General features: G+C 55.1%; 8 protein-coding genes. 2 read left to right on the forward strand and 6 right to left on the reverse strand.

What is annotated here, in order from left to right:
* Nucleotides 1–42: 42 nt before the first annotated feature.
* Complete coding sequence (locus tag ACYUCQ_RS05010; protein WP_460253407.1) at nt 43–3,582, reverse strand: glycosyltransferase; 3,540 nt, start codon at nt 3,580–3,582, stop codon at nt 43–45.
* Between the two features lie 484 nt (nt 3,583–4,066).
* On the opposite strand from ACYUCQ_RS05010, the gene ACYUCQ_RS05015 reads away from it, so the two are divergent.
* Both ACYUCQ_RS05015 and ACYUCQ_RS05020 read left to right on the forward strand, forming a co-directional pair.
* Nucleotides 4,067–5,104, forward strand: coding sequence for an IS1595 family transposase (locus ACYUCQ_RS05015; protein WP_460253408.1), 1,038 nt, complete (start codon nt 4,067–4,069; stop codon nt 5,102–5,104).
* A gap of 75 nt (nt 5,105–5,179) precedes the next feature.
* Nucleotides 5,180–6,628 (forward strand): ATP-binding protein, encoded by a 1,449-nt coding sequence (locus ACYUCQ_RS05020; RefSeq protein WP_460253409.1) that lies wholly within the window; start codon nt 5,180–5,182, stop codon nt 6,626–6,628.
* Between the two features lie 268 nt (nt 6,629–6,896).
* Here ACYUCQ_RS05020 and ACYUCQ_RS05025 read toward each other — a convergent pair whose 3' ends face one another.
* The 5 genes from ACYUCQ_RS05025 to ACYUCQ_RS05045 are packed head-to-tail and all read right to left on the reverse strand — an operon-like array spanning nt 6,897 to nt 14,948.
* The gene (locus ACYUCQ_RS05025) at nt 6,897–9,599 is read right to left on the reverse strand and encodes a DEAD/DEAH box helicase family protein (protein ID WP_460253410.1); all 2,703 of its coding nucleotides are present in this window, start codon (nt 9,597–9,599) and stop codon (nt 6,897–6,899) included.
* Between the two features lie 3 nt (nt 9,600–9,602).
* The gene (locus ACYUCQ_RS05030; RefSeq protein WP_460253411.1) at nt 9,603–11,384 is read right to left on the reverse strand and encodes a site-specific DNA-methyltransferase; all 1,782 of its coding nucleotides are present in this window, start codon (nt 11,382–11,384) and stop codon (nt 9,603–9,605) included.
* Nucleotides 11,366–14,296: an SNF2-related protein gene (locus ACYUCQ_RS05035; RefSeq protein WP_460253412.1), complete on the reverse strand. Its 2,931-nt coding sequence runs from the start codon at nt 14,294–14,296 to the stop codon at nt 11,366–11,368. Before ACYUCQ_RS05035 ends, ACYUCQ_RS05030 begins: the two co-directional genes overlap by 19 nt.
* Nucleotides 14,278–14,703, reverse strand: coding sequence for a PIN domain-containing protein (locus ACYUCQ_RS05040; protein WP_460253413.1), 426 nt, complete (start codon nt 14,701–14,703; stop codon nt 14,278–14,280). Before ACYUCQ_RS05040 ends, ACYUCQ_RS05035 begins: the two co-directional genes overlap by 19 nt.
* Nucleotides 14,700–14,948, reverse strand: coding sequence for a FitA-like ribbon-helix-helix domain-containing protein (locus ACYUCQ_RS05045; RefSeq protein ID WP_460253414.1), 249 nt, complete (start codon nt 14,946–14,948; stop codon nt 14,700–14,702). Before ACYUCQ_RS05045 ends, ACYUCQ_RS05040 begins: the two co-directional genes overlap by 4 nt.
* Nucleotides 14,949–14,985: the final 37 nt, after the last annotated feature.

Consider the following 14,985-nt stretch of genomic DNA (forward strand, 5'->3'; position numbering starts at 1 on the left):
GTCGTTCGTGTAGCCATAGCGATAGCCGATCCGCCTAGATTCTTACTGACGCGGTCGATCTGCATCCACTAGCTGTAACGATATCGCTACCACCGAGCGCACGCCAGATTTCCGTAAGACACGAAGCGCAGACGGAATTCTCTTAGCGTAAAAAAGCGGACGTCGGGCCACATCGGAGGATATACGCAACAAAATTTTGAGTCGTCTCAAGAGCGTAGATGCCTTCGTCCGTGGAATTGCCGATGCTTCACACGTTGCGGTATTTCGCATTTTTGACGTAACAACGCGTTCCAATCGCTCTCGGGCCAGGGCACCAACAGTTGCTGGACTTAAATTATTCAGAATGAAATCAGCTGCTGATTTCCCGATGTTGTTTCGATATTGAGTGTCTTCAAAAATACGACGCATCTTCTCGGCAGCATCCTCGATTATAACTTCAGCCCAAAGCGTCCCTTTTTCGTAAGGGCCGTAGTCTTGCTTTAGAGGTTTAAGAGTGTAGTCGACGAGAGCAGCCACCTTGGTTGAGAGAAGATCCGCTATCCCGCTCCAGTTTGTAACTAAAACAGGCTTTTTGAGCGCCATGGCTTCTGCAATCGACATCCCAAACCCTTCGGCACGATGTAACGAAACAAAGCAATCAACGCTTGCTAAAAGCTTAAACCGATCATTGTTGGATAATGGCGCATCCCAGATTGTTACACGCCTCCCGGATCCTAGCGCTTCTAATTCGGAGATCAATGTGGCATTGTCCACACCATTTAGGGTTTTAATCAGTAAGCGAACTGGCACGTCTGGCCTGAACGCCTCAATAAATGCGCGGATCACGGCGTGCGGATTTTTTCGGAAAGGCACTGAAAATGCATCGAACTGAAAGAGGAATATGAATTCGTCCGACCCAATATCAACCAATTTTGACTGCAGCCATTCTCGATCGCACTCTACGCTTTTCCATCCAAAGACATAGGGAACGGTGAAAACTGGAATGGTGGATTTTCTGGAAACCGCGTCGGCCATAAACCTTGTCGCTACCCAGACTTCATCGAGTAAACCAAACCGATCGCACCACTTTTCTGGGAAATCTGAGGTTTCCCACGCCCATACACCTATTTTCAGCGTGCTCTGTATGCCCAGAGGCAACTTTGGCATCACGTATGGCAACTGATCTGCGTTCACGTGCAAGATCGTTATCGGATAGAGCTTTGTTTCCGAAGACGTAAATCGGCTCACGATACCATAATCGCCTCTCGGGCTGTTGCTCATTTCGCTAATATCAAGGATCGATACAGGGATGCCGGCCATTGTGAGGGCTTCAATCATCCCACGGGCGGCTTCGCCTATCCCCAGATGTGCTGTGAGATACCCCACATAATTCACACCAATTACATTTCGTGGCGGACCAATCAGCCCGAGGCGAACCAAAAGTCTCTCGTCGATGCCCAGCTGTTCCTTTCCATTGAGACGTAGCCACTCAATCAGATTGCTCCGGTCATGCCCGTCCCGAAAGTTTGCGCCCACATCCGGCCTTAATTTAAAGAGTTCACGCAGATAACGGGGCACGTGATCCGAGGGACCATACGATGCCATCCAAACGATGAAGGCGGGGTCTTTGAGCGGATATTCGAAATTGAGACCCATCCGCAGGGATTCGCGGTAGAGCGATCGGCATATCGGATCCCAAATTTCGCCAGATATAAAACGAAGAGGCGAAATACCGATTTGCATATAAGTTTCGTAGCCAGCGCTGATGACATGATTTTTATAGAAATCAATTAAGTCTTTTACCTCAACGCTTGAATTCTCAGCCGTAATTCTGTTTTGGTGCTTCGAAAGAATGTCGGGTTTTTTAGGATCGAAACCAGAATAGTGATAGAATACTAACGGAACGATCGATTGTCCGGACTGAGCTATGCCCCATAGATTTTCAGAACAAACAAGATATCGCTCGTGCAAATTCCAGTAAGCAACGTTATAGGCCGGATCGCGGAGGATATAGACACTAGATTCAAAAGAAGGAAGGAAATCGATCCATTTCTGATCAGTAAACGTTCCTTCTCGGACGTCGGACATACACTGAAACCTGAGACGGTCATTCCACCAATGAAGAAGGTGACGGGCGCGATCGGAATTTGCAAAAGCTGCGAAGCCAAGGTTAAACGTGCCGGCTCGTAGGATATCAAGATCCTCTGGACGCTTCTGATCATCCGGGTAGGGGGTCAATATGTGAGGTGTCAGGACAACCTCAGCACCGTGGGTGAAAGCATTAGCGACTTGCTGGAGCGGCCTGAATACGTAAATGTCTGGATCGAGGTAGACAACGTTGCGATGACCCAGCTCGAACATCTTCAGGAAGCATGCTGGTTTTATAGACGTCGAAAACTCCAAGATGTCATAATAAACTAGCCGATGTGACCAGTCGGCATCAGACAAAACTTCCGCGGCGGGCAGCACGGTCAGATATTCCGAGATATCCACGTTTTCAACGAGATCATCGATCAGGAATACTGTTAATTTACGCCCAGGGTAGGCAAGCCCGAGAGATTTCGCAAGAACGCTTGCAAATGCGAGATAGTTGCTTGCACATATTGTAAAAAATTCTAACTGTATCGTTTCTTCCTGATGCGATGTTTCAGATTGATTTTGTCTCAAAGCATTGATAGTTCCATAAAGCGCAGGCAGTTTTTTGTCAAAATAATCATTCGTGGCTGAGTTTCGATCAAGTTGGTTCGCGAGGTCTCTAATTTTATCGATTGTTGGAATTAAACTATTACCAGATTCCACGGCCTCAAGCAGCGCATTGTAACCATCTAGGGCCAATTGCATGTTGCGTTGCTTATCAGTCACCAGGGCGGATTCTTGGATGTTCGGGTGGCTTAGGTGGTGGCGGAGAGTTTTAGTCAAGAAGGTGCGCGCCCGGCTGAGCGCAGCGTCACAACTGACAGACGGTAGTCCAAGCCTTTCAGCCACCCGTATCAGTTCCTCTGGATCATCGATAAGCTCATCGTACGAGACTACAGTCAGGTCCGCTTCAGAAAAATATTCTAAAGGCGCAAGGGTATAATCGATCCAAAGTGCAGCCGCTCTATCGTAATTAATTTGGTTTCGTGTGCTAAGAGATGCCGCAACATCGGTCGGAGAGCGAAGCATCAGAACAGCTTTAATTTTGGTGGTAAGCCGTTTTAGAATTGGTATGTAACTCGGAAGCAGTATCGAAATCCGTGGATCTTTAAGCCCCCAAAGCCGACTGTTTCCAAAGCTTTTTTTTAGTAGGTTTTCGACCTTATCGGAAGGAAGATCAGCACTCCACGTCCGAGGGGCGCGGGGGTCATCCCAAGCAGACACGCGCTCCCAAAGGAATGATTCATTGATTGCAACAATGCCATTATGCTCGAAGTATCCCTTTGGATTGTCGAAATTGCCGGGCATCAGATCATCACCCAGGTCAACCCCTAGTAAGCTCAGTGCGCCGGCAAATGCTGAAGTGCCGCTGCGGTGCATGCCAAGCACGATAATAACTTCCGCGTGCTCAATAACTCTTTGGGGCTCGCCGCCCTCTGCTTCGCCGCCTTTAACACCTGTGTTCAAATTAAATCTCCCGGGATGTGGCTGGTTTCATCATAGTGGCGACGTATCCCTTTCATGAAATATCAGTCCGCGTGGCGCATCAACGCGCGTATCTGCAGTCGTTAAGCACCATCGCTGAGCCTCACGGACAGCCAATGCAAGTTCAAAGTTTAGCATACGCGATTAAATTTGGCGACCAAGCCATCCCTCTTTTCTGATTCCAGCCGGTTGCTGCGCGCCTGCCCAATACCCGACCTTACGCCCGCCTTGGTATAACCCATGGCCCACCATGCAACTTCTCACCACCACCATCACCACGGTTGACGCCCTCAGCGCCCATCCACCGCATGATCCATTCAGGGATCATGGTGATCAGACGATATGAGCGGGTGATGATGTTATAGTATGAGCAGATGCAGCGCGGGGAGACGTGATCGAGCTGGTCCATAGTAGAGACCTTGCCTATCCGGTTGTCACATCGGCATACTACCCGTAGTATGTGGGCATGGTCGACCTTGACGCCCATTTCGACATTCATCATCGCGCCGAGCTCGGCTTCCCGCAGTCCCTGTCGGACTTTCAGCGGCTCTTCCCCGATGATGCGGCGTGCGCCGCCTATCTGGAGAAGTTGCGCTGGCCGGACGGTTTCGTTTGTGCAAAATGCGGGACGCTCTCTGCCCCGGTCCGGGTTGCTAAGCGACCGGGCGTGCTCCGCTGCGGCGCTTGCCGTCACGACACGGGCCTGACGGCGGGCACGGTGATGGAACTCTCGCACACCCCGCTGAGCGTATGGTTCTGGGCGGCTTACCTGATGACCAGCCAGACGCCTGGTGTGTCCGCCGTACAGTTCCAGCGCCAGCTTGGTCTGAAGCGCTACGAGACCGCCTTTCAGATCCTGCACAAGCTGCGCGCCGGGATGGTTCGGCCCAACCGGAACCGCATCGGCGGGCCGCCCAGCACCCATGTCGAGGTTGACGAAACATGGATCGGCGGGCGGACGCGCGGGGAAGGCCGGGGCGTCCATCACAAGGTTCCCGTCGCCTGCGCCGTCGAGGTCCGCCACCGCAAGCCTGGCACCGCTCAGGACAAAAGGAAGGACGGCCGCTATGCCGGACGGGTCCGCCTGGCTGTGGTGCCCGACCGCACGACCCAATCGCTGTGCGGCTTTGTCGAGAGCGCGGTGGCGACAGGGACACTGGTCGTCACCGATGACTGGAGCGCCTACGCCAGCCTTCGCAAACGGGGCTACGACCACCATGCGGTCGCCGAGTGCGGTGATCCGGACGAAGCCGAAGCCTTCCTGCCCATCACCCACCTCGTCTTCGCCAATCTGAAGACCTGGCTGTTCGGGATCCATCACGGGGTGAGCCATCAACATCTGCAAGCCTACCTCAACGAATTCGTCTTCCGCTTCAACCGGCGGTACTATCCCTTCAACGCCTTCCGCTCCCTGCTCGCGATCGCCGGCGACGCCACCAGCCCCACCTACGACGAGCTATATTCCGGCAAGTGGGAGCACCCCACATTTAGTGGGTCGATGTGACAACCGGATAGGCAAGCTTGCTACCCAGGCATCCCTCGAAGTAGAAAGATAGCCGACCTGGAGGTCTAAATAGTCATGACTGATCAAGCTGAAATTGCGCCCACTCAAGTCGAGACGATCTTGGCCCTTGAAGAAAATCATTTCTATGACGTGAAAGCTCTCGAAATAAAACCCGGAAAATTGACCGAGTCAGTATCGGCCTTTGCCAACACCTCCGGCGGCGAGGTCTATATCGGTATAGACGAGCGGAACGAGAACGACGAGAAGGTCCGAAGCTGGCGTGGCTTCACTGACATCGAAGCGGCCAACGCTCATATTCAGGTTTTGGAGGCGATGAGGCCGCTTGGAGGGCACTACAACGCCGTCTTCTTGAAATGCGCATCGGTACCCGGCTATGTCTTACACCTCGAAATTCCGAAGTCAAAGGACGTAATCAAGGCGTCTGACGGGTATCCCTACGTCAGGAAGGGGGCGCAAAAGCTGCGTGTCGACACCCCAGATGGACTACGCCGATTAGAACTCGACAAGGGCATAATTAGCTTTGAAGACGATGTGGTGAACGCCCCAATCGAAAGCGTAACAAACTCGATCGCAATCATAAGGTTCATGCTCGGTGTCATCCCGAGTGGCGATCCCCAGGCGTGGCTAACCAAGCAGTCATTGATTGCCAACGGGCGGCCAACCGTTGCCGGCGTCATGCTTTTTAACGATGAGCCACAATCAGCACTGCCCAAACGTTCCGCGATAAAGATATACCGCTATAAAACCCGCAATGATGAAGGCGTCAGAGATCAGCTTGCTGAAGATCCAATAACCATAGAAGGTTGCGCATACGATTTGATTTATTCTGCCGTCGCGCGGACAAAGGACATCATACAGGGTATCCGCAAGCTGACGGATAAAGGTTTGGAGGAAGTCATCTATCCTGACGAAACACTTCACGAGATCATCACGAATGCTGTACTCCATCGGGATTATAGCCTAGCCTCGGACATTCACATCCGTATCTTTGACAACCGTGTCGAGGTTCAAAGCCCTGGAAAAATTCCTGGCCATGTCACCAAGGAAAACATGCTTGACGAGCAAGCCGCCCGGAATCCTCGTCTCGTTCGGCTAATCAACAAATTTCCCAATGCTCCGAACAAGGATGTCGGAGAAGGTCTCAATACCGCATTTGAAGCCATGAGGGCGCTTCGACTCAAAACGCCAGAGATCGAGGAGACAGATACTTCCGTTATTGTGCATATTTTGCATTCACCACTTGCTTCGCCACAGGATTCGGTGATGGCGTACCTTGATAACCACGATGAAATCACGAATAGTATAGCGCGCGAATTGACCGGCATTAAGTCTGAAAACTCAATGAAAGAAGTGTTTCTCAGTCTGTTTCGACGGCAGTTAATCGAACGTGTCCCAGGCAAGAATGGGAACAAAGCGGCCTGGCAAAAGTGGATTGGGGTCGGAGCTGGTATAGAATTCGACACTTTTGAAGTGCCTCGGCTAGATGAACAGGCGGACCAATGACTTAATCTGCGGCACAAATGGAGGTCGAAGAGTGTTCGGCCCGAACTGGGCATCGAGATGCCTGGACGTGGGAACTGACGTCGGCATAGCCCATCCGCTGGAAATGGCGGGTTATTTCGGCCATATCTTATGCAAGGTGTGACGCTATGATTTGCTTAGGGCGGGCCGGGTTTGCAGAAATCTTGAGTTTCGCACAATCTGGTATTTTGCACCTCCTTATGCCGGCTTTCTGTTCCATTCAGCCGTGCAGGCCGATTTAGGAAACAGCTTATGTCGCTACGGCAACCGTCAGTCCGTGCCGCGCCATCAAGCCCGCGAGGGTCGTGCTGGGGCCAACAACGTCATGCGGGACCAAGGCATAGGCCCAAGGCTTACCGCCGATCTCGGCGGCGTGGGCGTTGGCGTAGCTGACCCATTTGCTGGCCGCACGCGCCTTCGCCTTCACAATCGGATCTTCCATCTCGTTCTTGGCCTTGATCTCGACAATCAGCTTTTGGGTCTTCGTCTCGACCACGAAGTCGGGTTCGTAGGATTGGCCGCTGGCGTATTCGATCCTGAATTGGCCCGGCCCCGGCTTCATCCAGCGGATGACGTCGGGTTCGTTTGCGCTCTCGATGATGACCGAGAACTCCCGTTCCTCATTGGAATCGAAGCGTTGATAGGGGTAGCAGCACCGGGTGAAGCTGCCGAAAACATGCTTCCTGGTGTCACCGGCCGGCACCACAGGCTTGCGGAAATCCCATATGGCGCGGTCGTTCGGAACATTGAATGCCTGCGGTCGGAGAAGCTGGAATCCCTTGGCAACGGTCGCGCGATAGTCGGTTGGCGTTTCCCAGTAGTGCTGTTTCATCTGCTCGAAAATGAAGCGGGCCAAATCTTTGCCTTGAACCAACAGGACACTTTCAACGTCATCCTCGTCGGGCAGGTAGCTCCGCAAGCGCCCGACCATCTGCTCGGACAGCTTGAACAGCAGCTCGCTTTGGCTGTCGTAGTCGATCTCGGAATAATCGACCAAGTGACGGACCAGGTAGTTTTCAGCCCTCTCCTCGCGCACCGCTTCGCTCTTGCGGGCAAGGTAACTGCGCGCCTCGTCGCGGAGACGCTGGATCATGATGTCGTCGGAAATCGGCTGTTTGGCGATGGCGTCCAGCCCGGTCAGGTCGAAATCGTTAAAGCCGAATGTCACCTCGCGGGTCGGCAACACCACGATCTCCGGGATTTCGATGGTCAGCTCCACCACCTTCGCCGTCACCTGCCGCACCACGGCGGCGATGTCCGGCCGCTTCTGCCCAAGTTCGAGCGTCGCCTGCGAGGGGGCCATCGCCTCTTCAACATCGCGCGTGATGCGCGCCTGCACCTCGGGTTCGGAAAGCTGATTGATGCCCTTCTTCAGCTCCCGCTCATAGCGGTCCTGGATCAGCCGCAAGGCAAAGTCAGCCGCCTGGCGCTCTTCCGGAATGGCGAAGACAAACTCTGTTGTTTCCTCGGGAAACCCTTTCCCAGTCAGCGAGGTTTCTACGAATGAATGGCTTTCGAGAACCTGCGCGCCCTCGGCGGATACGTCCCCGCCCGCGCCAACTGTCACGGTCTTGCGGATGGCGACAATGGAATTGGGATCACGCGCGGCCTTAATGACCTCATCGAAGCGGTCATGGGCGATGACGGTCAGGGTATCGACTGCATCAACGCCCGTTCGCGTGCCGTAAGGCAGGCGCAGCCCACGCCCAAGGGTCTGCTCAGTCAGAATGTCCGAAGCGGACGCCCGCAACGGGACAATGGTGTAGAGGTTGCGAACGTCCCAGCCTTCCTTGAGCTTGTTGACATGGATGACAACGTCCGTGGTGGTGTCGGTCTCCAGGGCCAGCAAGCGCGCGGTCGCGTCCTCGCTCTCTTCCCCCTTGGTGGCGCTGTCAATGCGGATGACGCGGCCCTTGTAGCGACCGCCAAAGAACTCCTCGCCCTCGATGATCTGGCGCAAGGCTTCGGCGTGGGTGGTGTCTGTTGCCACCACCAGCATGAAGGGATGGACCTTCGGGCGGCCGGTTGAACGGGCATAGATATCCAGCTCAGCCTTGACGTTCTCATGGCAGTGGATGCCGTCTTCGAGCTTGATCCACTCCAACTGCTCTGGCGTCACGGAATCGGGGCGGAAATCCTTACGGGTGGCAACGGCTGGTTCCTTGACGAAACCATCCTGCATGGCCTGGCCAAGGCTGTAGTCATAGACGACGTTCTTGAACCGCTCGGACTTGCTTCCGGTTGACCGCGGCGTGGCAGTCAGCTCCAAACCCAGCACCGGCTTCAACTCGGCAACGGCGCGCATCCCGGCATTGGCGCGGTATCGGTGCGCCTCGTCCATCAGCAGTACAAGGTCACGCAACTCGGCCAGATAATCGAAATAGCTCTGTCCGATATATTCGCGCATCGTCTTGATGCGGCCCTTGTCCTTGTTGATTTTGTCCACATTGAAAATGTTGATGATGGCGGTTTCGCCGAGAAGATCACCACCCTGAACGCCTCGGCCCTGTTCCCAATTTTCACCCGTAACCAACAAGGGCGGCATCTGCGCGAATTCCGAGATTCCCTTGAACACATATTTCGGGGTGTTCGGCGTGAAATCGACGATGAGCTTGTCATAGATGGTCGTGTTGGGGGCCAGCACGAAAAAATGTCGCGAGCGATTGGTCAGGTAGAGCCAACTGATAAAGGCCCCCATGAGTCTAGTCTTGCCGACGCCTGTGGCAAGGGCAAAGCACAGAGAGGGGAAGTCGCGCTCGAAGTCCGTGACCTCGGGAAAGAGAGCCTGGACGGCGGCCAGCATTTCGGCCGTGCCCGCAAGCTTTTGCAGCAGCACCAATTCCTTGAGCGGCGAATGGTCGATGATCTGGGCCAGCAATTCGAGGCTATCGGACTGCGGTGCCCGCAACGAAAGGCGAGCCTTGATCTGGCGAAGAATGCGGTCATCGGTCATGACTCAAACCTCCTCCACGCCAGAGTCGGCGGCGTCTGTATCCACGTCCGCCCCGTTGACATTCGGAGCAACGGGCAAGCTGGCAACCGTCAGGCTGTAATCATCGCGGCCCCATTCGCACTTCTTCAGCACCGCCTGGGGTATCTTCTTCACCGTCAGATTTGGGACGGTGCTTTCCTTGCCGTTCCACGCTTTGCAGCAAACCAGTAAGGTGCGCTTCGGTCCCACCTCATCCGACAGCTTTTTCAGCGCGTCATGGGTCAAAGATTGCGTGGTGACATAGATGAAGTCTGTCTCGGTCGAATGACCATGACGCCAGTATTCTTCCGGCACCTGGCTCGGGGCATATGTGAAGCCCATTAGCTTGCACACAGCTTCGGCCAACATCGCAGCATTGTAGCTCGGCGCGATAACCCAGTTATCGAAGCGGTCCTTGGCTAGCAGCGAAGGGGCAAGGCGATAGAAGCGATACCCGCCGCCACCCCGCCAGCCTGCCACCTCAGTAATTCCGCTAGGGTCTTCGCCATCAATGACCTTCTTTAGGCGCGGCACACAATGGCTGCTTGCGTGATCACCAAGCTCTATCATAATCCAGCGTCGGCCCATTTTATGGGCGACCGCGCCTGTCGTGCCGGAGCCCGCAAAAGAGTCGAGGACGAGGTCTCCATGGTTAGTGCACATTTGGATGATTCGTCGGATAAGCGCCTCCGGTTTTTTCCCATTCGGAAATAGAACACCCCCTTCTTGTCCAACACCCCCAGTAGTCTTTATATCAGTCCAAAAGTCTCCCGGATTTCTCAATAGGTTCTGGTCTGCAAAAATAACCTGAATTCTTGGCTGCTTTGCATCAAAATCAAACTCTGTTTTATAGAGATAAATAAGACCCCGAGCAGAAAGACCTGCGGCGATTTCCTGATTCCTCACAGGTTGTTGTTTCGCCATTGCGAGGACGCTTGACGATCCTACAGCTTGAATTATCCGCCACGCATTTGCAAACTTGAATTCAGATTGCTTAGTTGGAGGGACGCCAACTCTCTTGAAGTGGGATGCTAACGTCTCTGTATAGGCGTTTTTCAGAATCCCGTTGCATTGCTCTACATCATCCGATGTACAGATATCATGATCGATTATTTCTTTTAATAGATCTATTTCTGTCTTTTCGATTCCAAGCAGAATAGTCTTGTATTCGTCATTCCACTCACCGACATGAATCCCCTCCATTTTAAGCTTCGGGGTGATGTCTTTTCGATATATCAAAATATATTCTTTTAGTTTTGGTAGTTTTTTGTCGACGTGAGACATTTTCACGCCAGAGGCTTCGCTCATTTTAACCGCAACAACATTAACGCGATTATTTCGGCCAAAAATTTCGTCCAGAAGAACAGTTAGATACGCCATTTCGTTGTCATCTATTTGAACAAACAGTAATCCATCATGTGCAAGCAAAGACCGAAGCAATTCAATTCGGTTACGCATAAGCGTCAGCCACAATGAATGCTCTAAACCGTCGTCATAATGCTCAAACGCACTTCCTGTGTTGTAGGGAGGGTCGATGTAAATACACTTCACCTTGCCGGAGAATTCTTGCTCCAACGCCTTCAACGCCAGCAAATTATCCCCATGTATCAGTCGATTTTCGAATATGTCTTCGTGCTGCCGTTCCTTCGCGTGGTAAGATAGCGCCGAATCTTCCAACAGAATGCGCGGCTCCAGGCGAGGCCGTTCGTCCTTGCCAATCCAGGTCAATTCAAGTTTCTGGTGCCAGCTCATTCGTTCACTGTCCATCGAAGGGTCAAAATCGGCGTAATGCTCGGGGTCGCCTGAAGCGAGTTGGCGATGGCGTCGAGCTTGGCGTCGATCTCGGCGCGAATGTCCTTCTTCCGTTTGAAGGTGGTCATCTTCAGCTCGTCGGCCTCTTCCTGCATGTTCTTTATCCGCCGCTGCTCGCGCACCTTGTCGGCCAAGCTGATGGCGGTGTTGCTGCGCAAGGCTTTCTTGGCGGCCTTGATCTCGGTCTCCAGCTCTTTCACCCGTAGTTCGGCGGCCTGCTCCAGATCGTCGGCGTAGGCGTCCAGCTTCTCGGTCTCCTCATCAAGCCAGAGGCGACTTTCGTTCTCGATCTGAGCAAGGGCAGCCTGCCGGGCCGTGGCCTCGAAGCCGGCCATTCGATCTGCCGGCAGCGACTCGGCCGTTTGTGAGGCCACGGCCGGAACCAGGAACAGGTCATCGACTGTGACCTGGTCGATCTCATCCGCTGCATCGTCGCAAAAACCCGCGACAATTAACCGGTCGCGTCGGCCGATTTCTGGATCAACGGACTTCATCGAGAGAAGGCTGACCGTCAGCCATCCCGTGCGGTCGGCAAGTCGGCCGACATTAGACAACTTGGGCCAACCCGCCGCACGATAGGCGGCATAATCGAAGGCCAGCATCGCGGTTGGGGCGCTGCGCTCCCGCGCGCGATTAACGATCTCCTCGGCCAGCGTGCCCTCGGCTAAGCGGAAAAACTGCCATCCCTTTTCATCGGCAAGGGGCCATTCCGTGGTCCAGGTCTTGCCGTCGAAGTCGAAACGCGGGCCGTTCGCCGCATGAAACTGCGCGCCCGGCAGCTCGGCCTTGGCTACCGCCAAAAGCCGCTGCTCAAAAGCATCAAGGGTGATCTGGATGTCGTCACCGCGTTGGCGGAGCCGGGCCACCACGTCGCGGTCGAGCGCGTCGAAAACCTTTCGCCGCGCCTCCTGCATATCGGTCGTGATGCGGTCCTGAAGCTCCTCCTCGATGCGGCGAAACTCGGCCTCGACCTCGGCCTCGGTGCGGCCCCGCTGCACCGCTTCGACCACCTTGCGCTCGAAGTCGATCCCGCTTTCGATGGCTCCCAGCACGCCGTCGCTGGCCCCAAACACCCCCGAAAACAGCTTAAATTTGCTGTCCAGAAGCTCATAAACTCGCTGCTCGGCCTTGTTCCGACGATTCAGCATGTTCACGACGGTTACGTCGATCTTCTGGCCGTAGCGATGGCAACGACCGATCCGCTGCTCAACGCGCTGCGGATTCCAGGGAAGATCGAAATTCAACACGATGGAACAGAACTGAAGATTGATGCCTTCCGCCCCGGATTCCGTGGCAATCAGGATCGATTTATCCGCACCCCGGAACGCCTCAACAATCGCGGCCTTCATGTCGGAAGATCGCGACCCTGAAATCGCATCTGTCCCTTTATGCTGCTCGTTCCAGGCTTTATAGAGCGCCTGGCTGCCGGGGTCGCTGTTGGAGCCGTTCAACAACACAACCTGGCTGCCGTAGCCGTTCTCGGCCAACAAGGCCGCAAGGTAATTCTGGGTACGGACGGACTCGGTGAAGATCACCACCTTGCGCTGGCCGTTACGCCGGACAACCTCGTCCAGCACCTCCGGCAATCGTGCGACCAACTTCTCGCCCTTGGCGTTCGGGCCGATCTCCCGCGCAAGGACGATGTAGGACTCCAGCTCGGCAATCTCGGCCTTCAGCTTGGCGGGGTCGATCTCCGGGGCCTTGGTCTTTTCGTCGTCCGCCCCGGTGTCGCCGGCCGCGTCGGCGGACTCCCCGTCAAGCGTGGCTGTCTCAGCCAGCTCCTCCGCCAGCTCCTCGATGTCGCCAACATCGGCAACCGTCGAAACATCAGCAACCTGGTGGCGGCGCAAGCGGTCCAGCACGGTTTGCAAAAAGCCCAAGATAGCCGCGACAGAAGAGCCGAGAATCTTGCGAGCCTGAATGATGACAAGCTGATTGGGTCGCAGCCCAAAAGCTATGGAATCAAACCGTTGCAGATAGGCGGAAACCTTCTCGTAAAGCTCGGTTTCCCGGTCGGACGGCTCAAAATCAAAGGTCGTCGCCATGCGCCGGGTGAAGGAAACATGGCCGGCTTCCTGCACGTCGCGGCGAAGATGGCGCTTGTAGATCGGGGCCATGCGACGGCGAAGGGCCGTCAGGGCCAAGGCGTTGGTCTGCCGACTCTCATACATCGTCTTGAAGCTGCGCTCGTCACCGAAAAACTGCTGATCAATGATCGAAACCAACCCATAAAGCTCCATCAGGGAGTTTTGGAGTGGCGTAGCCGTGAGAAGGATTTTGAAGCGGTCTTTGACCGCATCGCGCAGGGCCTTGGCCCGCGCGGAACCAGCCTTTTTGTAGACGTTCCGCAAGCGGTGCGCTTCGTCGAAAACAACCAAATCCCAATGAACCCGCTGCACGTCATCGGCGCGGCGGGCGGCGAATTCATAGGATGTCAGAATGATTTCCTGGGCAGCGTCAAACGGGCGGGACTGGCCGGATTTCTGGGCATCGGCCCAGGTCCGGGCCTCCATAATCCTGCTGGGGAGAGAGAATTTCTCCCTTAGCTCTTGCTGCCACTGCTTGCGAAGTGATGCCGGAACGACAAGCAATATCCGGCGGCGGCGCTCCGCCCAGCACTGAGCAATGACTAGGCTGGCTTCAATCGTCTTCCCCAGCCCCACCTCGTCAGCGAGGATGACCCCTCTGGACAAAGGGGAGTGCAGCGCAAAGAGCGCAGCATCGACCTGATGCGGCTTGGTTTCAACCCGTGCGGTTGAAAGGTTTTTGGCAAAAACATCTTCGCCGCGCCCTTCAAGCGTGATGCGATGCGCCAGATATGTGCCGTGATGAGGAGTGTACCCGGCGATCATGAAGCCGAACTCCAAGGGTTGATTATCTCAACCCCGGACCCCTCAAAGTCCGGCACGTTGCGTGTGGCAAGCGTCGCGCCGCGCGACCGCGCGATTGCGGCAATCTGGGCATCTGCCTGTGAAATCGGCCGACCGGCCTGGCGGCGCTCGGCCGCGATCTCGGCGAAGGCGACGGCTGCCGGGCTATCGAAGGGCAGGATGCGATCGCTGAAGTCCTCCCCCAACATGTTCTCGATCTCGACGGCAAGGGCCGATCGCCGCTTACCGGGCGGCATGAGGGCAAGGCCATAGCGCAGCTCGGCCTCGGTGATGGCGGAGATAAACACGCTGGCGCCCGGTTGGTCGGCAAGCCACCGCTCAACCGCCGTCTCGGGAACCGCGCGCATCAGCTCTGACAGGATGTTCGTATCGAGAAGGATCATTCGTCGAAGGACGGCGGCGCGCGCATCGGCGCGCGGGGAACCGCCGGCAGTTCCACCCCGCCAAGCGGCGCGAAGCGGGCACGAATAGCGGTCGCTAAATTACCCTGCCGCGACGGCTCGCGGCTGAGTGCGGAACGGAGAATATCCCGCGCCTCGTCCTCCATCGAACGGCCATGGACCGCCGCCTGGATGCGCAGCCGGGCCTTCAGGGGATCGTCGAGATTTCGAATCGTGATGCTCGCCATGAGTCCACCTCAGTCATCAGTGATGTATTTATAGGCA

This window comes from Acidiphilium sp. MT5 (assembly GCF_054767495.1).